The sequence below is a fragment of the Vibrio sp. KUL80 genome (assembly GCF_059725495.1).
This window is the reverse complement of the sequence record NZ_AP045842.1, coordinates 1,597,552-1,622,735: the sequence shown is the minus strand read 5'-3', so window position 1 is coordinate 1,622,735 and position 25,184 is coordinate 1,597,552. Positions and strand designations below refer to the sequence as shown.

Annotated in this window: 23 protein-coding genes; 16 read left to right on the top strand and 7 right to left on the bottom strand. The window is 46.2% G+C overall.

Translation table 11 applies throughout. From position 1 onward, the window contains the following. Positions 1-807: 807 nt before the first annotated feature. Genes AC6I8U_RS23850 through AC6I8U_RS23840 form a run of 3 tightly spaced genes read left to right on the top strand, consistent with a single transcriptional unit; the run spans position 808 to position 4,148 of the window. Positions 808-2,877 carry a protein-disulfide reductase DsbD family protein gene (locus tag AC6I8U_RS23850; protein WP_498019644.1) on the top strand — a complete coding sequence of 690 codons (2,070 nt, stop codon included), beginning with the start codon at positions 808-810 and terminating at the stop codon, positions 2,875-2,877. Next, the gene (locus tag AC6I8U_RS23845) at positions 2,870-3,388 is read left to right on the top strand and encodes a protein disulfide oxidoreductase (protein ID WP_498018792.1); all 519 of its coding nucleotides are present in this window, start codon (positions 2,870-2,872) and stop codon (positions 3,386-3,388) included. Before AC6I8U_RS23850 ends, AC6I8U_RS23845 begins: the two co-directional genes overlap by 8 nt. Positions 3,389-3,410: 22 nt before the next feature. After that, entirely contained in the window at positions 3,411-4,148 is a 738-nt protein-coding gene (locus AC6I8U_RS23840; RefSeq protein ID WP_498018791.1) for a DsbA family protein, read from the top strand. On the opposite strand, the gene AC6I8U_RS23835 is transcribed toward AC6I8U_RS23840, so the two are convergent. Next, positions 4,145-5,092 carry a LysR family transcriptional regulator gene (locus AC6I8U_RS23835; protein WP_498018790.1) on the bottom strand — a complete coding sequence of 316 codons (948 nt, stop codon included), beginning with the start codon at positions 5,090-5,092 and terminating at the stop codon, positions 4,145-4,147. The two genes, AC6I8U_RS23840 and AC6I8U_RS23835, sit on opposite strands and share 4 nt — an antisense overlap. Before the next feature lie 101 nt (positions 5,093-5,193). On the opposite strand from AC6I8U_RS23835, the gene AC6I8U_RS23830 reads away from it, so the two are divergent. Then, entirely contained in the window at positions 5,194-6,546 is a 1,353-nt protein-coding gene (locus AC6I8U_RS23830; protein ID WP_498018789.1) for an MATE family efflux transporter, read from the top strand. 79 nt (positions 6,547-6,625) lie between these two features. On the opposite strand, the gene hutZ is transcribed toward AC6I8U_RS23830, so the two are convergent. From hutZ to hutW, 3 genes are read right to left on the bottom strand one after another with little or no spacing between them, the layout of a single operon-like run. Beyond that, positions 6,626-7,162, bottom strand: a complete 537-nt coding sequence (gene hutZ / locus AC6I8U_RS23825) for a heme utilization protein HutZ (RefSeq protein WP_498018788.1) — start codon at positions 7,160-7,162, stop codon at positions 6,626-6,628. Positions 7,163-7,221: 59 nt separating this feature from the next. Next, complete coding sequence (gene hutX, locus AC6I8U_RS23820; RefSeq protein WP_498018787.1) at positions 7,222-7,728, bottom strand: heme utilization cystosolic carrier protein HutX; 507 nt, start codon at positions 7,726-7,728, stop codon at positions 7,222-7,224. A gap of 8 nt (positions 7,729-7,736) precedes the next feature. After that, positions 7,737-9,170: a heme anaerobic degradation radical SAM methyltransferase ChuW/HutW gene (gene hutW, locus AC6I8U_RS23815; protein ID WP_498018786.1), complete on the bottom strand. Its 1,434-nt coding sequence runs from the start codon at positions 9,168-9,170 to the stop codon at positions 7,737-7,739. Positions 9,171-9,385: 215 nt separating this feature from the next. Between hutW and AC6I8U_RS23810 the strand changes: the two genes are divergently transcribed. From AC6I8U_RS23810 to AC6I8U_RS23800, 3 genes are all read left to right on the top strand, one after another. Next, the gene (locus tag AC6I8U_RS23810) at positions 9,386-10,240 is read left to right on the top strand and encodes a heme/hemin ABC transporter substrate-binding protein (RefSeq protein ID WP_498018785.1); all 855 of its coding nucleotides are present in this window, start codon (positions 9,386-9,388) and stop codon (positions 10,238-10,240) included. A gap of 139 nt (positions 10,241-10,379) precedes the next feature. Next, on the top strand, positions 10,380-11,360 hold the full coding sequence (locus AC6I8U_RS23805; protein WP_234497865.1) for a FecCD family ABC transporter permease: 981 nt from the start codon (positions 10,380-10,382) through the stop codon (positions 11,358-11,360). Between the two features lie 89 nt (positions 11,361-11,449). After that, on the top strand, positions 11,450-12,193 hold the full coding sequence (locus AC6I8U_RS23800) for a heme ABC transporter ATP-binding protein (protein WP_498019643.1): 744 nt from the start codon (positions 11,450-11,452) through the stop codon (positions 12,191-12,193). A gap of 74 nt (positions 12,194-12,267) precedes the next feature. Here AC6I8U_RS23800 and AC6I8U_RS23795 read toward each other — a convergent pair whose 3' ends face one another. After that, positions 12,268-12,729 carry a TetR/AcrR family transcriptional regulator gene (locus tag AC6I8U_RS23795; protein ID WP_128649400.1) on the bottom strand — a complete coding sequence of 154 codons (462 nt, stop codon included), beginning with the start codon at positions 12,727-12,729 and terminating at the stop codon, positions 12,268-12,270. A gap of 490 nt (positions 12,730-13,219) precedes the next feature. Here AC6I8U_RS23795 and AC6I8U_RS23790 point away from each other — a divergent pair, with 490 nt between their 5' ends. Then, positions 13,220-13,519, top strand: a complete 300-nt coding sequence (locus AC6I8U_RS23790) for a YfcZ/YiiS family protein (protein WP_128649399.1) — start codon at positions 13,220-13,222, stop codon at positions 13,517-13,519. A gap of 35 nt (positions 13,520-13,554) precedes the next feature. Here the strand turns inward: AC6I8U_RS23790 and AC6I8U_RS23785 are convergent, their stop codons facing one another. Continuing rightward, entirely contained in the window at positions 13,555-13,851 is a 297-nt protein-coding gene (locus AC6I8U_RS23785) for a DUF1496 domain-containing protein (RefSeq protein WP_128649398.1), read from the bottom strand. Between the two features lie 43 nt (positions 13,852-13,894). Here AC6I8U_RS23785 and AC6I8U_RS23780 point away from each other — a divergent pair, with 43 nt between their 5' ends. The 3 genes from AC6I8U_RS23780 (at position 13,895) to AC6I8U_RS23770 (ending at position 16,414) form a co-directional block, all read left to right on the top strand. Further along, the gene (locus AC6I8U_RS23780) at positions 13,895-14,497 is read left to right on the top strand and encodes a hypothetical protein (RefSeq protein WP_498018784.1); all 603 of its coding nucleotides are present in this window, start codon (positions 13,895-13,897) and stop codon (positions 14,495-14,497) included. A 112-nt stretch (positions 14,498-14,609) separates the two neighbouring features. After that, the gene (locus tag AC6I8U_RS23775) at positions 14,610-14,795 is read left to right on the top strand and encodes a hypothetical protein (protein WP_498018783.1); all 186 of its coding nucleotides are present in this window, start codon (positions 14,610-14,612) and stop codon (positions 14,793-14,795) included. Between the two features lie 32 nt (positions 14,796-14,827). Then, positions 14,828-16,414 (top strand): SgrR family transcriptional regulator, encoded by a 1,587-nt coding sequence (locus tag AC6I8U_RS23770; RefSeq protein ID WP_498018782.1) that lies wholly within the window; start codon positions 14,828-14,830, stop codon positions 16,412-16,414. 37 nt (positions 16,415-16,451) lie between these two features. On the opposite strand, the gene AC6I8U_RS23765 is transcribed toward AC6I8U_RS23770, so the two are convergent. Next, on the bottom strand, positions 16,452-17,351 hold the full coding sequence (locus tag AC6I8U_RS23765) for a LysR family transcriptional regulator (protein ID WP_234497004.1): 900 nt from the start codon (positions 17,349-17,351) through the stop codon (positions 16,452-16,454). A gap of 168 nt (positions 17,352-17,519) precedes the next feature. Here AC6I8U_RS23765 and AC6I8U_RS23760 point away from each other — a divergent pair, with 168 nt between their 5' ends. From AC6I8U_RS23760 to AC6I8U_RS23740, 5 genes are all read left to right on the top strand, one after another. Continuing rightward, on the top strand, positions 17,520-19,211 hold the full coding sequence (locus AC6I8U_RS23760) for an L-lactate permease (protein ID WP_498018781.1): 1,692 nt from the start codon (positions 17,520-17,522) through the stop codon (positions 19,209-19,211). A 150-nt stretch (positions 19,212-19,361) separates the two neighbouring features. Next, positions 19,362-20,120, top strand: a complete 759-nt coding sequence (locus tag AC6I8U_RS23755) for a (Fe-S)-binding protein (protein WP_498018780.1) — start codon at positions 19,362-19,364, stop codon at positions 20,118-20,120. Next, the gene (locus tag AC6I8U_RS23750; protein ID WP_498018779.1) at positions 20,117-21,553 is read left to right on the top strand and encodes a LutB/LldF family L-lactate oxidation iron-sulfur protein; all 1,437 of its coding nucleotides are present in this window, start codon (positions 20,117-20,119) and stop codon (positions 21,551-21,553) included. The genes AC6I8U_RS23755 and AC6I8U_RS23750 overlap by 4 nt, the downstream gene beginning before the upstream one ends. A gap of 13 nt (positions 21,554-21,566) precedes the next feature. After that, on the top strand, positions 21,567-22,232 hold the full coding sequence (locus AC6I8U_RS23745) for a LutC/YkgG family protein (protein WP_498018778.1): 666 nt from the start codon (positions 21,567-21,569) through the stop codon (positions 22,230-22,232). A 22-nt stretch (positions 22,233-22,254) separates the two neighbouring features. After that, positions 22,255-25,107 (top strand): FAD-binding and (Fe-S)-binding domain-containing protein, encoded by a 2,853-nt coding sequence (locus AC6I8U_RS23740; RefSeq protein ID WP_498018777.1) that lies wholly within the window; start codon positions 22,255-22,257, stop codon positions 25,105-25,107. Positions 25,108-25,184 lie beyond the last annotated feature (77 nt).

Here is a 25,184-nt window from a genome sequence, read left to right as displayed (position 1 = left end):
TGCAATAAGAGGCGCCACTTCTGTTAACGATCTTATCGGGATCAACAAAGCGATATTACGATTAGTCAGTAAAGCAGCATAAAGACTGCGCACTAACTCTGAAAAAGAGCAATGCTAGGTTGCTCTTTTTGTTCACCCCATTCATCCTGCACATCGATACCCAACCTACCCATAATCTGGGTAATTATTTTCACTTGACGTTTTTCAGTAAGACGTTAACGTAGTCGTGTCTTAACTGGGTGGTTTATTACCTTCCAATCAACGATTGAGAAAACACTTTTTGCATACTTTTAGGCACAACACTTTTCGCGCTTTGTTTCTACTCACTGCCGTAATGGTAGTACTGCTGTGTGCCCTGAAAACGAATGTTGCCTACCACAGCAAAATTCAAACGTCTAAAGTTACCCAATCTAGTCATTTAAGCGTCAATGACCTATTCAGCGCGGAATCAATCGATCATATCGTGCACGATACAGCTTCGACTGAAGAACCCTGCTTTGTGACTAAAAAGTTGCTTACCCATTCTCTTCCCAACATGGAAGACTTTACACCCATACTGTTTCTTATTGCGCTTGCCGCAATCCTGTTTACACGCCAACCTCAGCATAAAGCCATACAACGTTTGGAGGAAGCTCCACCGAAAAACCGGCTACATCTCACTCTCTGCACATTTCGGGAATAAAAAAGTACTCACCAAGGTCTATTAATTACTTTTTGGAGAATACTGTGTCGAACGAAAACACTGAAGTTAGACGTGCCCCGATGATGGCACTCGCAATTACCTCGTCTTTAAGACGAACAATCAGCATGGCTTTTATGCTACTGCTGACGAGCATCACTGCATTTTTTAGCGCAACCTCTGTCGCTCAGTCTACTGGCTGGGTACAAGACCCTATGCACCCTCCCGTTAGAGTGCGAGCCCTTTCTACTGGACACATTGATCCTAGCACTCGTCAAATGGAGATGGTGTTAGATGTGGAGTTAGATGGAGAGTGGAAAACCTATTGGCGTAGTCCTGGCGAAGGTGGTGTTGCTCCTGAGTTTGATTGGAGCGACTCAATCAACATCGACGACATCGAATGGCATTGGCCGGTACCCACCTATTATGAACAATTAGGTGTGCTGACCCTTGGCTACAAACATGAGGTCAGCTTCCCGCTTATCGTTACGGTGACTGATCCATCTAAACCTGTGCAGCTAAAAGCTAACCTACGCCTACCAAGTTGCACGAATATCTGCGTTATTGCCGATTACCCTATCGAGCTTACCATCGACCCGAGCTCACTTGTGCTTGATTCCGACGCGGCGTACTTGTTTGGTCAAGGTATGAGTTTAACGCCAAAGAAAACTGAACAAGTTCAGGTTTCCGAGAGCTATTGGAATCAACAAGCGCAAACACTCACCCTCAAACTAACGACGGATTCTGCCTGGAAAAAACCGTTTATTTTGGTCGATGGAAAAGAGGTAGCGAATGAGTTTTTCTCTCAGCCCAAGCTTACCATTGAGGGTCATGCTCTTTATGCCACCTATCAGGTAAGTAACTGGCTTGGTGAAGCAGATATTTCAGACAAAACGGTTCAGATCACCGTATCCGATGAACTGATACTGGCAGAAACCTCGACCACTGTATCTACCACCCCAATATCGGTACCGAGCGAGGGTGGATTAATCTGGATGTTAGGCTTTGCTTTGCTAGGGGGGCTGATTCTCAATGTGATGCCCTGTGTGCTTCCCGTCTTGGGAATGAAGCTTAATTCCATCATTGTCGGCGCTAACCAGTCCGCAAAGCAGGTTCGTTTATCATTCCTCGCCTCAACCGCTGGCATCATCACTTCGTTTTTGATTTTGGCAGGGGCACTCAGTGCGTTGAAATTGGCAGGTCACATGGTCGGCTGGGGGATCCAATTTCAAAGCAGTGGATTCATCATATTCATGGCAGTTGTAACACTGTTATTTGCCGCTAACCTACTCGGACTGTTCAATATCCAACTACCAAGCTCCATGAATACGTGGCTAGCAACGAAAGGCGATCACAGTTACGGCGGACACTTCATCCAAGGTATGTTTGCAACTTTACTCGCAACGCCATGCAGTGCGCCTTTTCTTGGTACCGCCGTCGCCTATGCACTCGGTGCAAGTTATGGCGAGCTTTGGCTTATCTTCGTCGCCCTAGGCGTTGGAATGAGCTTACCTTGGATTTTATTCACCCTATTCCCATCTTTAGTGAAAGCATTCCCAAGACCAGGTCCATGGATGAATAAACTCAAGGTTGTGTTTGGCGCCATGATGCTGCTCACAAGCTTGTGGTTAACCTCTTTGCTCTCGGTGTTTATCGGCAAGCCAGCAACCGCCGCTATTATCGGTATTATTTTACTGACCGTCTTTATTTTGGTAGGTAAGACGTTTGGGAAAAAAGCGGTTATTTTGATGTCGGGCTTTTCGGTGTTTGCACTTGGTGGAGGACTTATTATCGGCAGCATCACTGCAGATAGTTGGTCGACACCAATCGTTGATAACCTCAATTGGCAACGATTAGATGCCAATTCTATCCCAGCGCTGGTCGCGGATGGAAAAACCGTATTTGTTGATGTTACCGCAGATTGGTGTATTACCTGCAAAGCCAACAAGATTGGTGTCGTCCTCCAAACCCCTGTTTACAGCGAGCTGCAACAAAGCAACGTAGTGACAATGCGCGGAGACTGGACAACACCAAGTGACAGCGTCACGAAATATCTACAAAGTTATGGCCGTTACGGCGTGCCGTTCAATATTGTCTACGGACCTAACCATCCAGAGGGAATTCCACTGCCTGTAATACTCACCTCTGAGTCGATAACACAAGCACTTAATGCGGCAAGTGGGACTCCAAATGGCTAAACGAAAAAGCTGGAAAAGCACATTGTTTAAATGGAGCAAAGAGCTTATCAGCGTCTTTGTGCTGGTCACTCTCGTTTCTCTCGCTCTTGATTGGTATCGAAGTTTAGATATGCCAAACGGAGATGCTCCCCCCCTTCAAGCGGTAACACTCGACAATATTCCCGTTGATATTATTGAGCAGAGCCACCAAGAGCCGGTCGTCCTCTATTTTTGGGCGACCTGGTGCGGAGCGTGTCGATTTGTAAGCCCAACGATTGACTGGTTCTCCGACCGTTACCAAGTGGTATCGGTCGCTCTCTCTTCGGGACCCGATCAGCGTGTAAAGCAATACATGCAATCGAAAGACTATCACTTTCCAGTGATCAACGATGCGAACAGTCTTATTAGCCGTCAATGGAACATTACTGTTACGCCGACCATCGCCGTCATCAATAACGGCCAAATTGAAAACATCTCCACAGGTGTTACGACACCGATGGGACTTTGGTTAAGAATTTTATCTGCTCAGTAGTTCACTGAGCCAAGGAAAAAACATGAAAAAGACAATTATCTCAATCGCAGTCAGCATCGCAGCTATGTTGCCAGCACTTTCACATGCAGAACTCACTAGCGAGCAACAACAGCAATTAGAAGGGATTCATCAGTTACTGAGTGATAATCCTGAAATCATTGCAGACCTTCATGCCAACCTTCAGCAGTATGTTGAAAATCAACAGCAACTAACAAAAGCAAAGCAGCAAAGTGAAACCTGGTTAAATGACACGACGATCCACAGTGTGACGGGTAACCCTGAGGGCGGTACTATCATCATTAACTTTACCGATTACAACTGCCCTTATTGCAAACGCTTGGACAATGTTTTAGCAAAAATGGCTGACAAGAACGCAGATCTAAAAGTGATCAATATCTATGTGCCTCTTAAGCAGCAAGTCATCGATGGCTTGGAGACAAACTCTGCCGCATTTGCCATTAAGGTATGGCAAAACGCGCCAGAGAAGTTTGCCGAGGTCAATCGTCTACTTGTTGCTAAACCCGGTCTGCACGATAAAACGTCCATAGAAGCGGTTGCGAAAAAGACAGGTACTGAGGAATACCTAACGGGTGATACGGCGATCAACGAATCACTTGTAAAAAACTACAAGACATTCGTTGCATTAGGACTTCGCGGCACACCAGCCATGTTTATTGGTGATGAAGTGATCCCAGGATTTATCCCTTATGACAAACTTGAAGAGATAGTGAAGAAACATCAGGCCGAACAAAAAAGCTAACTTTCGATCGGTCCCCAGCCATGACGCTCAGAAAGCTGTTCTAGCTTTCTGAGCTCTTCGACAGTCTCTTGTTTCAACCAATCGACCAACTCTTCTACGATGGGTGATTCTGTCCTTTGGTGGCAGAAATATCGCCAACCACTTGGATGTATCATCGCATTCTCTGGACACACAAGGTATTCCCGCTCAAGTTCCGGAAGGGCAAGCAACAAATCAGTGACCGCCACACCATGACCAGACAGACAAGCACTTAGCGTCAAATCGAGGGTAAAAAACGTCGAGTTACGAGGAACCTTTCTATCAGTGTGATCAATCTTATTTAGCCACGCACGCCAATCTAAATGGTCGAGCGTTGGGTGTAACCTAGGAAGCGTCAGTAAGTGCTCAATATCACGCCTATCTCCTATCAACTGCTGAGTACACACTGGCGCCATATACTCTTCGCGCATAAAGAATATTTCAGGATCATTGTCATAGCTTTCGCTATTTCTTGTGGTGAACACAAATAAGTCGTAATCCCCTTTACCTAAACTCTCTTCCTCGTCAATGACAGGAATAACGGCAATTTCATAGTTTGGGAAACGTTCGTTCAATTGCTGGATCTTAGGCAATAGAGCGCGTGTGGCATAACTTAGCGCTGCACGAATGACGATTTTTTTTGCTTCCGACTCTTTCCATGAGTTCAAAAGCGATTGCAAAGCCGCGTAATTTCGTCCCAACACTTCATAGAGCGCTTGCCCTTTTAGCGTTAACTGAATCGAGCGATGGCGACGAATAACCAGAGATGCATTCAGATCATCCTCTAATTGCTTCACCTGTCGGCTTACGGCACTTTGCGTGACATGAAGCTCCTGTGCAGCAGTCGTAAAGCTCATATGCCTTGCAACAGCTTCAAACACTTTTAGGGCATTGTGTGAATACGGAATTTTCGAATATGGATTCATAATTTCTCACATGATCTGAAGGAATACCAGAGTGACACAAATGTTAATTGAACACCATAAGTATGCATCTAAAATACACCTATTATCACTAGAGGTTATCCATGAAACGCATCTTGTCACTCGCGACACCCTTAATCATTTCACAGCTCATCGCTATGGCGTTGGTCCTGACTGACGTCTGGATGATGGCGCAATTAAGTGTCAGTGACCTTGCTGGTGGCGGGTTAGGTGCGTCCGTTTATACCTTTGTTTTTCTGGTAGCGGGCAGTACTGTAGGCTGCGTGGCTAACTTGATCGCGATTGCGTACGGACAAAGCGTTGCACGACCTGAACACGGTTTAAAACAGGTTCGCCTTGCGGTCAAAGGGGCTTTCATGCTTTCAATTTTGCTGACTATCATACTAACGTCAACTTTTGTCTTTGCTCCTGACTTTCTAAGAATGGCCAAGCAGCCAGAAGAAGTGATTGTCGTCGCAATGACCTACCTCGATACACTCAAGTGGGCCATGCTGCCAACCTTGTTACTACTGATCCTCCGTGGTTTAACCAGTAATTACGGTGACGCAAAATCTGTCATGATTATGTCACTCGCAACCGTAGCACTGAACGTACCGTTTAGCTATCTCCTTGCCTTCAACATGGGATGGGGTATTGCAGGGCTTGGACTTGGAACAACACTTGCCGCCTCACTTGTTCTGTTGGGCTATGGTTATTGGGTGTTTAGGCGCCCTACCTACTACCGATTCGCGCCTTGGCTTAACCTAGACGAATATGAGTGGCGTTTAATGCTGCCTTTGCTTTCAATGGGTATCCCCATCGCTATCGCTGCCGCACTGGAAATGGGGCTAATTTATGGTGGTACCTTAATGGCTGGGTTTATTGGCGTTACGGCACTAGCGTTGCACCAAATTTTACTGCAATGCCTGAGCTTTACTTGGAACATTAACTTCGGCTTCTCGCAAGCTGCGGCAATTCTGGTTGGCAAAGAGTTCGGTAACAACAACTTAGCCGGCGTAAAAGCCGTATCCAAACGTAGCTTCGCGTTAGTGACGATCCTAAGTGCAGTGTTAGCCGTTGTGTTCATCGTGTGGCCAGAAGCGATTGCCAGCCTATTCCAGCTTGATGGTGAAGGTGAGCATGAGCTGACCGATATGCTTGCATCTCTTATTTGGGTCGTTGCTCTGAGCTTTGTCGTTGACGCTTGGCAGTTACTCGCTATAAACCTATTAAGAGGTATGAAAATCGTCGTACTGCCTACAGTGATGACAGCGATAGGCTACTGGGTGTTTGGTCTGCCTGCCGCGTGGCTATTGATGTCTCGCTATGAGCTCGCTGGGATTTGGGGAGGCATACTCGTTGGTCTAGCGGCAACAGGGCTATTGTTGCTCGCTCAATTGGTGTTTGAGCTAAAAAGAACCAAACTCGATACATTTTCGAACGCTCACACAGCATAGCGATCACACTGACTTGATAATGAAAAAGCCCTCTCGACATGTCTGTCGTGAGGGCTTTGATGATTAGCGTTATGGCTAATTAAGCTTCCGTTTTTTCTACCTTGCGATGACCTTCTTGCAGGTGGACAAAGTCAACCAAGTCGTCACCAGAGACTTGATACGCCTGACCAAAGCCTTTAACAAACAAGCCGTGTTCCGCTTTTAAGTTGAACAGAATGAAATCTTGCAGCTGGCTTAGGCCATCGATAATTTCGCCGAAACGGTCTTTCATTTGAGCAATCACTTGCTGCCATTGCTCAGACTCACGGTCTACCACGGTCGCAACCGCATCGAATGTTAGACGCTTACGAGCAAATAACTGCTTACTCTCCGTCTCGTCTTCAATCATCATTAGAGACACATTAGGGTTTTGCTCAAGATTACGAGCATGACGAGCAATTTGTGAAATCAGTACAAAGTAACCATCCTGATTTTGCACAAAAGGCGCATAACTTACGTTTGGACGACCTTCTTCATCAACCGTTGCCAATTGAATGGTTTTACGCTCTTGGCGAAACTCTTTAATTTCTGGTCCAAGACGTCCCTGCAGGCGCTCATGCTTAACTTGTTGATCCATGTTGAAACCTCACTTTCTCTAATAATTATAATTTAATTTGAATGTTGCTGTTACGCCGCTTAGCCACGCAGTTTTGTCTGAAGCGCTTTAAAGTTATCTACTTGTTCAGGGATAAGGACACGCTTTTTGTCGCGACCTAAGTAGATTTTAAAGACGTTGTTACCTGTTTCATCAAAGAAACCAAAGTAGTGGCTCTCATTGCCCATAAATGGCTTACTCACTAGAGCAACGGTTTTAATAAGGTCTAGTTTCAGGTGACCATGCAACTCACCTTCTTTACCCATGAGGTTATAATAACCGCGTGCCACTTTTCCTTTAGGAAACGGCGCCTTCACTTCGAAGATGGAACCAAACGAGTGAACGATAGTGGTTACAGGTCCCCAAGTCGTAATTGACTCCAGAACATCCTGCGCAATATCGCCACCTGCAAATGCGACCATCTCTTCAGGCATTGCACATACAGCATCGCGCTCACTCACTCCGAGCTTTTCTGCGATAGCAGCCGGTAGGAGCGATGGGTCTTGTTCTAAGATAGTTGCAACGTTTTGCTTCAATTCAGTTGTCATTTTCTTTCCTATGCAGCATTGTTTTTTGCTTTGTTGTCTTGTTGAATAGGCATAGTTTTACCATGTCCCTTCGTCATGCCCTTCGGCATAACTGGTTTGTCTTTGATGAGTGTATTGATGGCCGCGATAGCACCTTGAGCCAGAGTGACACACCAAAATGCACCAGCGACTGTCAACACTAGATAATCGTCATGAAGTTCTACCAAGCCATTTTGCTGCCAAATTTTAAAGAGCGGCAGCAGAAGGTCGAAGGTATCCTCGCCTTCGAAGTTGACCAATAAACTACGACGCACAACACCGCTATCAAAGCCTGCTTTTAGACTCGCTAATACCGGTTCGTAACGACTTTGCTTACTCATCATGGCGATGGTTGTCTTTCCTGTACGCATCGCCTCCATGTAGGCATCAAGTGTTCTATGATGCATCATGCCGTATCCGCCGATATTGCCGCCAGCGCCTGCTCCCAACGGCATCACTTCTGCGAAGGTTTTTGCCACGCTGTTGTATTGACTGCGCTCTCTATTGTCACGAGCCCAATGATTGACGCTTAACTGTTTGACGAAATGTTTGTTCATGAAGTTCACACCCATTTCATACATCGCGGCTTTTTCTGCGGATGACGCCGGCGGTTCAGAGCGACCTTTTTCCACTAGATTCAGCATAGGCGCACTGCCACTGACCACAAGCTGATACAGGTCTACACCATGGGCGCCTGTCTCCATGTAGTCTTTTAGGTCTTGTTCGAAGACATCTAAAGTTTGATATGGAAGTCCGTAGAGTAAGTCAATTACGATTGGGGCTTCATCACGAGCGGCGAGTTGCGATACTCGCTCCATAACGACCTCTCTGTCATCGAGGCGTTTTGCACTTCGTCTTACTTTAGTATCAAAGCTTTGAACACCAAATGAGAAACGATTGAAGCCGCCCTCAAGCGCTTTATCAAACATCTCATCAGTAAAACGATTTGTGCGACCTTCTAAGGTAATCTCACAGTCTGTAGCAAGAGGGAATGAAGCGTGTATTGCTTTACCTAAACGTTCCACTTGATCTGGCGAAAGGTCTGTTGGAGTTCCTCCTCCAATGTAGACGGCATGAAACAGCCCACTTTGCGTCCACTCAAGCTGTGACTTAATCTCAATTTCTTTCATCAGAGCGTCAAAATAGTCATCGACTAATTTTCGACTTGAAGCATTCTGGAAGAAGTTACAGAACGTACATCGCACTCGGCAAAAAGGAATGTGAATATACAAACAACGCTTCTTGCTGCGAGTGGTAGCCTGCTCGGTTAAGCCGGTAAACAGTTCGTCATAACGCTCAGACGGCACTGGCATTCCCATCCCGCCTGCGTGCGGAGAAGTTTTCTTTCCAAATGCGAATCGCAATGGATCAGGAGTGCTTACTCCAAAATGCGATTCATTAAGTTGACTTAAATCAATTTTCATAACAGCTCATGATTGGTTTCAAAGCCTTGTTGTATAAGGCTTAAACTAAAACTGAGATGATCATAATTTGATGCAGTTGATAATGCAATTGATAATTGATCTTATTTTCGTTGTGATACATAATCTCATTTACTCACTGCAGGAGACCAATACCGTGGTAGCCCATGCAGACAATGCTTTACGGACAAATCATCCGCTTTGTTAGGATCCACACAATGAAACACGCAATAAAAAAATTACTTTCAGTTGGCATCGTTGCTTCTCTTCCTTTTAGTACAGCAATTGCAGAAGGCACAGAGAAGATTGTAAGCGCGGGAGCGTCTGTGACAGAGCTAATCTATGCCCTAGACGCTCAGTCTCAACTCGTCGGTGTGGATTTTACTAGTGTTACACCCAAAGAGTCGCCGCTTCCTAAAGTCGGCTATCATCGAGCTTTGTCAGCAGAAGGATTAATTGCTCTAGAGCCAACGATCGTTATTGGCTCTGATGAGATGGGGCCGAAACCGGCTTTAGATCAATTAGAACGAGTTGGAGTAGACATTGAAATTGTGGATACCGCACCAACCATAGAAGGTCTCAATACACGCATCGATCAAATTGCAAAGCTCACTGACACAGAGGCAAATGCACCAGCACTCAAATCTAACATCGCAAAACAGGTGAATGCGCTAACCTCTAATCAACCCCAAGAAAATGAAGCGAAGAAAGTCTTATTCCTACTGATTCATGAAGGCCGCCCAGCAAACGTAGCAGGTAATGCAACCACACCAGATGCCATCATCGAGCTAGCGGGTGGTATCAACCCTGCAGCGGCGTCCATCGACTCTTATAAGCCAATCTCAAACGAAGCCATCATCGAAATGCAACCTGATGTCGTTCTTGTTAGCGGTAGAAGCTATGCCAAACTCGGTGGCAGCGAAGCGGTACTCAAAGCCCTGCCAATGCTCTCAGCGACTCCTGCTGGACAAAACAATGCCATCGTGACAATAGATGGCCACGCACTTGTCGGCGGGTTAGGCCTTAAAAGCTTAGAAGAAGCAAAGCGTATCAACGCCTTGCTCTACCCTTAATTGTCAATCTTTCCAGTTGGTTGCTGCAATTGGGCAACCAACCTTCACCACCTCAGTTTGACTGGGTTTAGATGTAAAGAACTCTATGCTTCGAAATGTATCCAACAGATTAGTCTTCTCCGCATTCGCGTTATTGCTAATGCTGTCCGCCATTTACTCTATTACCGTTGGTCCCATGAACATCACGTTTTGGGACAGCGTGACATCACTGACAACTCGTAGTAATGATCTTGCACCGCATATCAACTTGGTAATTCAGGATATTCGTTTACCTCGCACCGTACTTTGTATGCTCATTGGCGCCATTTTGGCAATATGTGGCACAGTAATGCAGGGACTATTTCGTAACCCATTGGCGGAGCCTGGGATCATAGGTGTATCAGCAGGCGCTTCTTTGGGCGGCGCTCTCGCCATCGTTGGTTTTTCGGTTCTAGGAATAGAGTTTCCGCAGTTTATGGCACTTGCAGTAGTACCGATTTTTGCATTTTTCGGCGGCGCACTAACCACAGTGTTGGTTTACAAACTGGGCACCAGTAAGTTTGGAACCTCTGTCACCATTATGCTGCTCGCTGGCGTGGCCATCAGTGCATTATCTGGAGCCGCCATTGGCTACCTCAACTTTATTGCCGATGACCAGATGTTGCGTGACTTATCTCTGTGGTCAATGGGGTCACTTGCAGGTGCAAGTTGGGGAAAAATTGGGTTATCCGGTGTCACATTGATACTGCTGTTTTGGTACTTCTACAAAAAAGCGATGTCTCTGAACGCGCTTCTGCTTGGTGAATCCGAAGCAAAGCATTTAGGCATTCCCGTGCAGAAGCTTAAACGTCAGTTAATACTTCTCACCGCCGTCGGTGTCGGGGTAACCGTCAGTGTCTCTGGATTGATTGGGTTTATTGGTCTAGTGATACCCCACTTAGGGAGAATGCTGGCTGGTCCTGACCACAGAACACTACTACCACTGTCTGCACTTTTAGGTGCTCTACTCATGACTGCGGCAGACATGTTTGCTCGCGTGGCAGTTGCACCTGCAGAGCTCCCAGTAGGGATTGTCACCGCCATTATTGGTGCACCTTTCTTCTTGTACTTGCTGTTTCAGCAAAAAGGAAAAATTCTATGAGCCGAGTCTATGAAACGAGTGCTTTCCAACACATAGCAGAGAGCCAGAGTAACGAGGTTCAAACCGCTATATCGGCAAAAAATATCACTATGACATTTGGTGAGCGGGTGATTCTCGATAACATTGATGTCGAGCTATATTCAGGTCATGTGACCACACTGTTAGGTCCAAATGGCGCGGGAAAAAGTACGCTATTAAAGCTGTTATGTGGTGAGATCTCATCGAGTGTTGATATCGAGTATTTTGGTAAGCATAAGAACCAATGGTGTGCCCAGGATCTCTCTAAGCATATGGGGTTGCTCCCCCAGCACAGCACACTGTCATTTCCTTTTCTCGCTTCTGAAGTGGTAGAACTCGGTGCCATCCCGCTGAGTTTGTCCAATCAAGCCACGAAGGAGCTTGCATTAAACTACATGCATTCCGCTGACGTTGCTCATTTGGCAAAGCGACTGTATCCGTCCCTCTCTGGTGGAGAAAAGCAAAGAGTACACTTGGCACGTGTTCTAACGCAGCTTCATTTATCTGGGGATAAAAAGATACTCATGCTGGATGAACCAACATCAGCACTGGATCTCGCGCACCAGCACAACACCCTAGTAATCGCACGGGAACTTGCAGATAAAGAAAATGCCGCAGTGGTTGTGGTTCTTCACGACCTGAACCTAGCAGCTCAGTACTCAGACAGGTTACTTATACTTGATAAAGGCAAAATCGTCTCGGATGGTCAACCGTGGGATGCTTTAAGCAGTGAACTAATACAAGAGGTTTATGGGTACAGCGCGCTTGTCACACCACACCCGACTCTCGACTTCCCGACCGTTTTGCCTCAATAGTCACGGTTAAAATAGTAAGTAGATAACAAAAAAGCCGCTCTACTGAGCGGCTTTTCGTTATTAAATACAACTCTTTACTTAGAGAGTTGAATCAGCGAGCGACCAATAAGCCATTCTAGCTCTTTGTCACTACCTTCACCGTATTGGGTTTCAACCAGTTTGTATAGACGGTCAATACCTTTTGACGCAAACTCATGTGAGTTTTCTGACGTCACAATGTGGTGGAAAAGCAGCTTTAGGATTGCTAAAAACTCATCATTCTTTAGAGACTCGATCCAACTACCTGTAAAGCCATCAATACCCTTTTCAAACTCCAAATGCTCGACGAACATTTTGAAGATGCGTCCATCAAGCGCGGCCGTAAAGTCCGTCTTTTTTGGGAAGTGGTGACTGATCCCTGTTCTTGATATACCTGTCTGCTGGCTTAAAGTGGTGTACGACATTTTGTCATACCCTAGTCGGATAATCTGATCGACGACCGCTTCCATGATTTTCTGGATCGTAATCTCAGTATCTTCTTTACTACGCTTTGGCATTTCTTAAGCTTCTCTAAATCGTTATCTGCGTACGCTGTATGCTATACCATAATTAAAGCAGCGCTCGTTATAATTTTCTATCCATTATTGTATCGATTTGCAAAAACTCAGTTTACGGCATACCGAATGCAAACCATACACGAGACAAATACTTGGCATAGATACCATTCAAAAATATAAAAATCATCTTATTGATTAGTAACTTATAAAGTTTACCATTTCACCAAAGGTCATGTACTAATCTGTACTATATCATTAGTACATGAGTCTCATATTTGAGAACCCCATCACATAGCGCAGATACCACTTGCATATTACAAACTCATTATTAAACAACAAGATATTCATAATCTCCATGAATATATCATTTTAATTATGCTAATTACCCATAGCTAGACCTATGCAACTGCAATACATTCGCGAAATTTATTGCTGGATACCTCACAAACACAGTTATAGAATAACCACAGATTTAATAAGAGGTATCGTTATGTCAAACACTTATGAAGAACCAACCGTATGTGACGCTTGTGGCGTTGCTGGTGAAATGGGTTTTATCATCAAGGAAGGCGATGACGTCGCAGAAGTTCAACTTTTCGGCGAATCCCAAGCTCAACTGGAAGCAGAAATTCAAAAATACATTGAACTGGCGAAGACTGTGTCAGCAAACGTTGAGTTTGAAGTTTCAGAGCTAGTAGAAGAAAGCAAAGAGCTGGTTGCTCGATTCAAGTTTGAAGTGAGTGCAGAGAAGCTGATCTTTGAACTAAAAACGCGCTCTCTCGCACGCTAATCGTTCAGTTCACTAAAGTTTTTATAAAGCGAGCATCATTGCTCGCTTTTTAGTGCCTTCCACTTCAACTGACCATTCATTTCAAAGTCTTGCTCCTCAACACATTGAAGTACCACACCCTCTACGTTAATCACTGATCCTAGCGAGTAAGCTTTATCATTGTAATAGCAAACCCTTTTCCCCAGCTTTGAATCAGAAAGTAACACAGCCGCACCAACATCGGCCCCAGGTGTCGTAATGACTTTCGCGAAAGCAGTACCACTTACCAACAATCCACTCAAGGCTACTATCACAACCTGTGCGGATTTCCATTGTGAATTTATTCTATCCATTGCAAACTACCTAACGTATCTACTGAAACGAATTTCTATCATCATGCTTCGACCTTTTGCCACTCTGTTGACCACACTTTTGCTTTCGACAAGCCTTTCTGCGATTGAACTCGACTACTACAAAACACTCAATCATCTTGATAACTACGGCAATCTCGATTTAAGAAATAAGCCATACACATCATTGCCAGATGGTATGGTGGTCAAAGGCAACCTCAATATCGCCAAAACACCAATAAAAATTTTGCCAAACAACTTGGAAATCAAAGGTAGCCTAGATGCATCAGATAGTTTAGTGGAATTCATGCCAAGAGGAACTAAAATCACAGGTTACGCCAACTTTTTGGGAAGCAAACTAAAAGCCTGGCCGCAAGGCGTCATTCCGGGAGGCTATATTAACCTTGGCGACACACCAATTGAAAAACTACCCAATGGCATGATTGTGAAAGGCGATTTGAGCATAGTTCGAACTCCAATAACAGAACTACCCGAAGGCATCGTAATTGAGGGAAACCTCTACTTAGGTGGCTCTAACGTCACTCGCTTCCCCAAAACCATGACAGTGAAAGGAAACATATTTCTCGGGGGCAACGTCATCACTGAGTGGCCCGAGAAGCTCGACCTGGGTGGTGCAGTCGCACGTTAAGCCGACCTCCGCTATGTTGGGCGAAAACCGGAACAGTTTTAAAAACTGTTCCGGTTTTCTTTTTTTGCCACGCTGTATTCTTTCCCTACCACCTACACAAAGGGAACATCACATGGCGTTTTTCAACTACGTTGCAAACTACTTCCAATCCACCTATAAATACGAATCAAAAGACACTCTGCTTTCAAGATTGTTTTACCTCTCTCCAGTCGAGCGTGCAGAACGATTGAATGAACTGTTCGAGACTGATGCATTTTGGGGGTTAAACACAAAAAATGAAGAGTCAGAGCAACATTAAAATAGGAACAATTGAGTTATACCAAAACACTCATGAATAAACGTAAACTCGAACTGTATGAAAACCTCTTTAAGCGCCTAGGACCTGGCACGCACTCAATAACCTTGAGCGCCATCGCTGAAAGTCTCAACTGCAGTGATCGACATGCACGCACTTTGCTCAAGCAAATGTCAGAGCGTGGATGGCTCACTTGGCTACCCGCGAGAGGACGTGGATTACGAGGAGAACTCACGTGTATCTTAGAACCAATGGAAGCATGCTACCGAGAGGTAGACCTAGCTACTGAGCAAGGCAAATACGATGTAGCCCACAAGTTGATCAGTTTTAACGATCGCAATGTGGCCACTGCACTCAAGCAGTACCTCACTCACACTACGACGGTGAGTGAAAACACGATTCACGCGCCTTTTCACCGACGCTTAAGCTGGTTACACCCTCATCATGCGATGGAGCGAACTGAACGGCACTTAATTCATGAGGTATTCCAAACCTTAGTTTCCTCACAGGGCGAGGACACCGTTGGAAACCTTGCCCATGGGTGGGAAGCGAACTCAAACTTTACCAAATGGCACTTCTACCTTCGCTCTGGCGCATCATTTCACGATCAGACACCAATAACAACGGCAGATGTGATCGAAAGCCTCCAAGGATTGGTTCAATCGGTATACTGGTGTCGACTCTATGATCATATCGAGGCGTTTATCGCTCATTCTCCCCATCAACTAGAGATTCAACTAAACCAATCCGATCCAAGCTTTCTAGCACTTCTGTCGCGCTCAGAAGCCTCAATCATGCCCAAAGGGATGGTACATAGAACAGAAAGTAGCTTCCGACCTATTGGTTCGGGACCGTTCTTCGTTGAGGTCAACTCCGATAAATTGTTGCGCCTAACCAGGAACAACGAGTTCTCTGGAAAAAGTGCGCTAGTACAACATATCGAGCTTTGGATACATGAAGATTGGGCTGCGGATAAAAAGTGCGCCGAAAATTTCTTCTTCCTCAACGAAGAAGAAGATACCTACACTGCATCTACCGCTGATATCGGCTACTTTTTCCTTTTGCTCAATCATCGAGAGTTGCAGACCTCTAGCTTCAAACATCAGTTAGAAGCTCTGTTTTCGAGTGAGCAAGCTATTCACTTAGAATGCCCTGCTCCTTTGACATTCAGTTTTGAAAACAATAACGAGAACCGAGCCTTTGCCACTAAATTACATCAAGGGCTATCGCTTGGCGGAATTGAAGGTACGGGTACTCAAGTCGTCTATGGTCATCCAGCAGCAAACCAATCTTTAGCAATTGGCGGTATTCGATTAGAGGGCGATCGCGCTACCAGCTTGTTTGCTTTTTTCAAGCTTTACCCTTACTGGGATAAAGCGCTCACTTGGAAACAACAGGACAAACTCAAGCGCTCACTTTCAGTGTGTCGAGCAACTACTGACGCAAGAAAGCGTGAAACACTCCTTGATGAGTTATTGCTTTGGCTCTATCAGGACCACATCCTCGCTATCATCAAATCCGAGGACTTAACCTTGACTCTGCCATCAAGAATTCGCGGTGTAGAAATTAACTCAATTGGCTGGTGCGATTTTGCTCAGCTTTGGATTAAAGCAAAAATCTAGACAACCTAGCCTCTTAAATAACGCGTACCTATAACCATCAAAAGTAGTGCGATATTGCCAAATATCGCGTTCGGATATGCTCTATCAATAATCGAACCTTGTTAGGTGGTTGGCGAGTAAAGGGATATACGGCATAGATACCGAGGCGTTTACCCACTTGATCAGGAAAAATATCGACGAGCTGACCATTTCTAAAATCGTGATAAACCAGACACCTTGGGACATAAGCGATACCGTGACCACCTAATGCCGCCTTCCTCAATGCCGTTGCATTGTCGGTGGAGAAAGACCCTGAGACTTTGACAATATAGTTCCCCTTCGCGCCTTTAAACTCCCACTCTGAGGCTCCGGTTGTTTGGTAGGCATATTGAAGGCAATTGTGTTTAGTAAGGTCTTCAGGTTTTAGAGGTTTACTGTTTTTGGCGATATAAGATGGTGAAGCGCACACTACCCACTGGGAATCTAATATGTGTCTTGCGATTAAACTAGAGTCCTCCAAATAGCCAGTTCGAATGACCAGATCGTAACCACCATCAAATAGGTCCACAAAGCGGTTATCAAGTGACATATCGACAGATAGACCTGGATGCATGTTACAAAATTCCGCAACCGCATCGGCAAGTATCAAGTCTCCTGAGATGGTCGGCACAGACATTTTGATATGACCGCTGATATTTTCTCCATAGCCTGAAACTGATTCCATAGCCTCCTGGGTGGCTTGCTTCACATTTTTAGCCCCGTGGACGAGTGCCTTACCCGCCTCAGTCAAGGTTAATTTACGCGTTGTTCGATATAATAATTGAACCCCAAGCTCTTCCTCCAGCCGTGCAATTCTTTTGCTAACTACTGAATTTGTAAGGTTATTTTGCTCTGCCACTCGGCTAAAGGCACCGGTTTCTACCACCTGATAAAACAGGATTAAGTCGTCTGCTCGCATAGTATTATGTCATTTTTGGAAATAATCATTTTCATTATTTCTCTATATCAATAAAAAATAAAGGGATAAATTCACCCCACCTTAACAACCCTATTACAAAAACTATAAAGACTACTTTGCCCGTTCACATGGTTGGAGTGAATGAGCTGAGACAAAAGGAAGTAACTCATGTCTGAAACCTTACTTGCCCTCGTGGCCTTCTCACCCATTGTGGTCGCTGCCATTCTATTAGTCGGATTAAACTGGCCTGCTAAAAAGGCCATGCCCGTAGCATTTGGCCTCACGGTCGTTATTGCACTGTTTACGTGGGATATGTCCGTTACGCGTGTTATGGCCTCTATTTTCCAGGGCTTTGGAATTACCGTCGCCGTACTATGGATTGTATTCGGTGCGATTTTCCTGCTCAACACGCTCAAACATACTGGTGCAATCACAACGATCCGCAATGGATTTACTGATATCTCGCCAGACCGCCGCGTTCAAGCCATCATCATTGCATGGTGCTTCGGCTCATTCATTGAGGGTGCTTCTGGGTTCGGGACGCCAGCGGCGATCGCCGCCCCTTTGCTTGTCGCCATCGGTTTCCCAGCTCTTGCTGCCGTTTTAATGGGTATGATGATTCAATCAACACCTGTGTCATTTGGTGCGGTTGGTACTCCTATTATTGTTGGTGTAAACAAAGGTCTAGATACACACAACATCAGTGAGTCGCTGGTTTCCCAAGGTGCGTCATGGGATCTTTACCTGCAGCAAATCACTTCGAACGTTGCCATTATTCACGCCTGTGTTGGCACCCTGATGCCAGTTCTGATGGCAATGATGCTCACTCGCTTCTTTGGTAAAAACCGCAGTTGGACAGAAGGTCTCGACATTCTTCCGTTCGCACTCTTCGCCGGCGTGGCTTTCACCGTCCCGTACGCATTAACAGGTGTTCTTCTTGGCCCAGAGTTCCCTTCATTGATTGGTGGTCTGGTAGGACTTGCGATCGTCGTGAGTGCAGCTAAGCGTGGTTTTCTAGTGCCTAAGTCTAAGTGGGATTTTGAAAGCGAAGACAAGTGGCCAGCAGAGTGGCTTGGCTCACTTAAAATGGATCTTAAAGAGAGCTCTGGTAAGCCGATGTCAATGGCGATTGCTTGGCTACCGTACGTTCTACTGGCTGTCATTCTGGTAGCAAGTCGCGTTAGCAGCGAGTTCAAGGGCTTCCTGACCAGTGTAAGCCTGTCATTTAGTAATATTCTTGGTGAAACGGGTATTAGCACTGCGATTCAACCCCTGTATCTACCAGGTGGAATCTTAGTCTTTGTTGCCCTACTTGCTGTCATCATCCAATCACGATCTGCCAAACCATTAATGGCTGCATTTGGCGAATCAAGCAAAACCTTGATTGGTGCTGGCTTTGTACTTGTGTTCACTATCCCTATGGTTCGCATCTTCATTAACTCTGGCGTCAACGGCGCTGACCTTGCGAGCATGCCAGTTACTACGGCCAACTTTGCTTCGGCTCTCGTTGGAGAGGCCTTCCCGGCTTTGAGTGCCACTATCGGTGCGCTCGGTGCATTTATCGCTGGTTCGAACACCGTATCGAACATGATGTTTAGTCAGTTCCAGTTTGAGGTTGCCCAAACGCTCACTATCTCAACAACCGCAGTCATCGCCCTGCAAGCAGTCGGCGCTGCTGCTGGTAATATGATTGCCATCCACAATGTGGTCGCGGCCTCTGCCACCGTTGGTCTACTTGGCCGTGAAGGTCTGACATTGAGAAAAACCATTATCCCTACGTTCTACTATCTAGTTGTCACTGGCCTTATCGGACTTGCACTGGTGTACGGTTTCCATTTTACCGACGCACTCATGAACTGATTTAGGTTTAAGTCAAAGGCGCACTTGCTGACTGTCGGCAAAGTTGTGAATCACTTCAAGAAGGTAAGTGCGCTTATTTTTCATAACCTTACAACTAGTCTATATAAAAATATGAACCCATATAAATGGGTCTAGTGCTGGAGCAATACAATGCGAATCTATCCCTCAAAACCGAGCAAGGTCTACTTCTATGCGACTTGCCTAGTAGACGTATTTGACCCTGAAGCAGGCTTAGACGCCATGACCCTTCTAGAGCAACAAGGCATTGACGTTGTGTTTGTCGAAAAACAAACTTGTTGTGGACAACCTGCCTACACGTCAGGTTATGAATCAGAAGCGAAACAGGTCGCACAAAGCCAGATGGATCTGTTCCCTGAAGAGTATCCAATTATTGTTTTGTCAGGCTCATGCGGCGGTATGATGCATCACCATTACCGTCGCCTGTTTAAGGGAGACAGCAATCAAGCTCAAGTCGATAAATTCTGTGACCGTGTATTTGAGTTAACCGAGTTTCTTGTTAACGTCTGTCGCGTCAAGCTCGATGACAAAGGTCAACCTACAAGCGTTGTTATGCATACTTCATGCGCTGCAAGACGTGAGATGAATGTCCACGTCACTGCCACTGAACTGCTTGGTCAACTCTCCAATGTTGAGCTTCGTATGCAAGATTACGAAAGCGAGTGTTGTGGCTTTGGTGGCAGTTTCTCTGTACGCCACCCTAATATCTCCGAAGCTATGGTCAAAGACAAAACTCACCATATTGAAGCGACCCAATCCGATACGCTGGTGAGTGCAGACTGGGGATGTCTTCTAAACATCAATGGCGCGTTTGAATATCAAGGCAAGTCAATCAAAGGGCGTCACCTTGCCTCATTTCTTCTTGAACGAACACAGGAGAGCACACAATGAGTCAAACTCCTGAACAATTCCACCAGCTCGCCAAAAACGCACTAGGTGACAAACAGCTAAGAGCAAACTTTCGTGGTGCCATGGATTATCTGCGTGATAAGCGTAAGACAGCGTTTAGTGACGCTAACGAAGAAAAGCAGATAAGAGATCTTGCCGAATCGATTCGCCAGCGCTGTCTGAGTAAGCTGCCAGAACTTCTCGAGCAATTAGAGTTCAACTGCTACAAAAATGGTATCCAAGTTCATTGGGCTGAAAACCCAGAACAAGCGAACGCCATGATTGCCGCTATTGCTAATGAGCACGACGCCAAGCAAATCATCAAAGGCAAATCCATGGTTAGCGAAGAGATCGAGATGAACCATGAGATGGCCAAGCTCGGTATTGAATGCCTAGAGAGTGATATGGGCGAATACATCGTTCAACTCGACGGCGACAAACCTTCTCACATCATCATGCCAGCGATTCACAAGAATAAGCAGGAAGTCAGTGACACCTTCGAGCAGCACCTTGATGGTTTCAAACCAACAACAGATGTCGACAGCCTGATCCAAACCGGTCGTACGCGCCTAAGACAAAAGTTCTTTGAAGCCGATATTGGTCTATCAGGCGTCAACTTCGCCGTCGCTGAAACTGGAACACTGTGCCTGGTAGAAAACGAAGGCAATGGACGTATGTCGACGACAGTGCCCAATGTGCATATCGCGATAACAGGTATTGAAAAGGTTGTCGAATTTCTCTCGGACGTTCCACCGCTATACAGTGCCCTAACCCGTTCAGCGACCGGACAAGCGATTACCACCTACTTCAATATGATCAGCTCCCCGCGTAAATCGGGAGAGAAAGACGGTCCGCAAGAAGTGCACCTTATCCTTCTCGATAACGGCCGAAGTCAAGCCTATAGAGATGAAGAGCTGCGTAAGACGCTGCAATGCATTCGTTGCGGTGCATGTATGAACCACTGCCCGGTTTATACCAAAATTGGTGGTCACGCCTACGGCACTGTCTACCCAGGTCCAATCGGTAAAATTATCTCACCTCACCTTCTTGGTATCGACAAAACCAAGGATCTGGTGACGGCTTCAAGTTTGTGCGGCGCCTGCGGTGAGGTTTGCCCTGTTCGTATTCCGATCCCAGACATGCTATTGCGCCTTCGAAAAGAAGCGAAGAACAAAGCGGATAAAGATGTACCAGCGCTAGAGGGACAAAACGCAGCTAACAGTAAGCTCGAGACTGCGGCGATGAAGGGTTATGCCTTAGCGGCTAGCTCTCCAAGTCTGTATCACGCCGGAACATTCATGGCGACCAAAATGCAAAACCTAATCCCTAACAAGCTCGGTGCGTGGACTCAGTGCAGAACGAGCCCCAAGCCTGCGGATAAAACCTTGCATCAAATTATGAAACAGAAACACAAAGCTAACGCTTCTAAGAAGTAATGAGGAAACCGACATGAATACCCGACTTGCAAAAGACAATATTCTAGGACGCCTCAAACAGGCTAAACGTACACCCAAGACCGCTGAGGAGATGGCTTTTTTCCCATGGGGTAGCCATCCATCGATTACTCAAGAAGACAAAGCAGAGCGTTTTGTAGAGATGATGTCGGCTAACCATGCCGATGTTCGCAAGACGACTCGCTCCGAGCTCACGTCAATGCTGACAAGCATCATCAATCACTATGAGTTTGAGCGTATCGCTATCGGTACCGCTGGTGAATATATCAACGATATAGAAGTGGCCTCGAGCTCGAAACAAGTCACCGCATTTAGTGAAAACATCGAGCAGTGGAAATCCGAGCTATTCAATCAGATTGATGTGGGTATTACTCACACCCTTGGCGGCATTGCCGACACGGGGGCGTTAATCTTATGGCCAAACGAACATGAGCCGAGAACCTTGTCTCTTGTACCGCCGAGCCATATTGCTATTGTCAAGAAATCAGCGCTTTACGGACACTTCCTGCAAGTCATGCAAGATAACAACTGGAATCACTACATGCCGACCAACGCCCTATTGATTTCGGGACCTTCTAAAACTGCGGATATCCAACAAACCCTAGCATACGGTGCCCACGGACCAAGCCAACTGATCGTAGTGCTATTGGAAGACGAATAAAAAAATTAAAAAGGACACTGGAATGAGCAACGAGAACAAGCCCAAGCGTAATCTCAACTACGACGCATTGAGACAGCAGCTCGCAACACGAATTAATGAACAACGAATCATCACTGGGGAAGCTGAGCGTTTAGCCTATGGTACCGACGCTAGCTTCTATCGCTTGATCCCTCAAATTGTACTCAGATTAAAGGATCTCGATGAGGTTGTGTTTGCCATTCAATGTTGTCGCGAACACCTCATTCCATTTACCTTCCGCGCCGCAGGTACCAGCCTCTCGGGCCAAGCGGTGTCGGACTCTGTGCTGATTGCTTTAACCGATGACTGGCGCGGGCACTCCATCCTAGATGAGGGGGAAAAGATCCGACTTCAGCCTGGCGTCATCGGGGCAGATGCGAACAAATACTTACTTCCCTATCAACGAAAAATCGGTCCAGATCCAGCATCAATCAATACCTGTAAAATAGGCGGCATCGCGGCTAACAACGCCAGTGGCATGTGCTGCGGTACGGCGCAAAACTCCTATAAAACCGTTGAGTGCATGAAGCTGGTATTCTCTGATGGAACGATTTTAGATACTGGCGACAAAGCCAGCGTGGAGCGTTTTAAATCTGAGCGACCTGAGTTTATTGAAGGTCTCACTCAACTTGCACAAGAAACCAAAGCAAACCAAGACCTAGCCGACAAAATTGCCCATAAATATCGTCTAAAGAACACCACGGGCTATGCACTTAATGCACTTGTTGATTACAGCGATCCCATTGAGGTACTTGAGCACCTCATGATTGGCTCTGAAGGAACGTTGGGCTTTATCGCTGAAATCACCTATAACACGGTTGTTGAGCACAAATACAAAGCCTCTACACTTTTGGTGTTCTCTGATATCGAAGAAGCCAGTAAAGCCGTCGCTACGATTGCGAAAACCCCTGTGGCTGCGGTCGAAATGATGGACGGACGCGCACTCCGCTCCGTTGCCGACAAGCCGGGTATGCCAAGCTTTATTAAAACGCTTGATCTTGAAGCCACAGCGCTGCTTGTTGAGGTGCACGCATCGTGCAAACACACGCTCGATGATCATACCAATACGGTGATGACAGCGCTAAATGACTACACCATCATAGAATCCGTCCCGTTTACTCTCGATCCAGCGACAGTCGCAACCTTATGGGGTATTCGTAAAGGTATGTTCCCGGCAGTGGGAGCTGTTCGTGAGGTAGGTACCACGGTTATCATTGAAGACGTCGCTTTCCCCGTAGAAAATTTGGCGTCAGGGGTACGAGATCTCCAAGAGCTATTAGACAAGTATCATTACGACGAAGCGATCATCTTTGGTCACGCGCTCGAAGGCAACCTTCACTTTGTGTTTACTCAGGGGTTCGAGAGCCAACAAGAGATAGAACGCTATGGCGGGTTTATGGATGATGTCGCTGACCTCGTCGCTGTTAAGTATCAAGGCTCGCTGAAAGCCGAGCATGGTACTGGACGTAATATGGCACCCTATGTAGAGCTCGAATGGGGTCAAGAAGGCTACGCGCTTATGCAGCAAATCAAGGCGTTATTCGACCCTGAGGGTCTGCTCAATCCGGGTGTTATCATTAACGATAACCCAAACTCTCATATCGAAAACCTTAAACCAATGCCTGCAGCAGACGACATCGTCAATCGCTGCATCGAATGTGGCTTCTGCGAACCTGTCTGCCCTTCAAGAACGCTGACGCTGACCCCAAGGCAGCGTATCGTGCTATTCCGAGAGTTACAACGACGCAAGGCTGCGGGCGAAGATGTAGAAGCAAGTGAGCTTGAACAGGTATTTGAATATCAAGGAATTGATACCTGTGCCGCCACGGGTCTCTGCGCCGACCGTTGCCCAGTTGGTATTAATACAGGCGAACTGGTGAAAAAACTCCGTGGACCAAAATACAAGAAGTTTAGACCGATAGCGAAATGGACCGCTGATCACTTTAGCGCCACTACCACCATCGCTCGATTTGGTCTCAAAAGCGGTACGGTTGCATCCAATATTCTGGGAAGAGATCGCGTTGCTAAACTCGCAGACGGAATGAGAAAAGTCACCAGGCAAGCCACACCTGCGTGGTTACCAGAAACTCCAGGCGGCGCCAAGTTCGATGTACCAGAGGTTCAAAATGGCGCTAACACCAGCGATAAAAAGGTCGTCTATCTCCCTTCTTGCGCCAGCCGAAATATGAACACTCAGCCGAATGCATTTGACCAACGCTCTCTCGGTGAGGTGACTATGTCACTCATAGAAAAAGCAGGATATTCGCTCATCGCACCCAAGTCACTCAGCGATCAATGTTGTGGTATGCCTTATGACAGCAAAGGTATGACTGATATCGCAACTCAGAAAAGCGAGCAATTAGAACAAGCACTCTGGGAGGCGTCTGAACAAGGTAAATACCCTGTCCTTATGGACACCAGTCCATGTGCCAAACGCAGTATCGAGCAGTTCACCAAGCCGATAACCATCGTTGAGCCAGTGAAGTTTGTGTCCAATTACTTAATTAACGAGCTCGAGCTAACACCTGTTGAAGAAACGGTAATGCTGCATGTTACCTGCAGTTCGAGACGAATGGGGCTCGAGTCGACAATGCTCCAATTAGCGAAAGCATGTGCGACCAAGGTTGTATTACCTGAACACATTCAGTGTTGTGGTTGGGCGGGCGACAAGGGCTTCACTACCCCCGAACTTAATGAAGCAGCTGTCGCCCCCCTTAAGGATCAGGTTCCAGCTGATTGTACTCGCGGCTTCAGTAACAGTATCACCTGTGAAATAGGTTTATCTCATCACAGTGGCGTGCCATATCAATCGATACTCTATCTCGTTGATCAGGTATCATCGCCAATCAAAAGCTAGAGTTTGGCTCTAGGTAAATGTCCTCTGCATAAACACAAAATGGCAAGCCAACTGGCTTGCCATTTTTATTAACACGC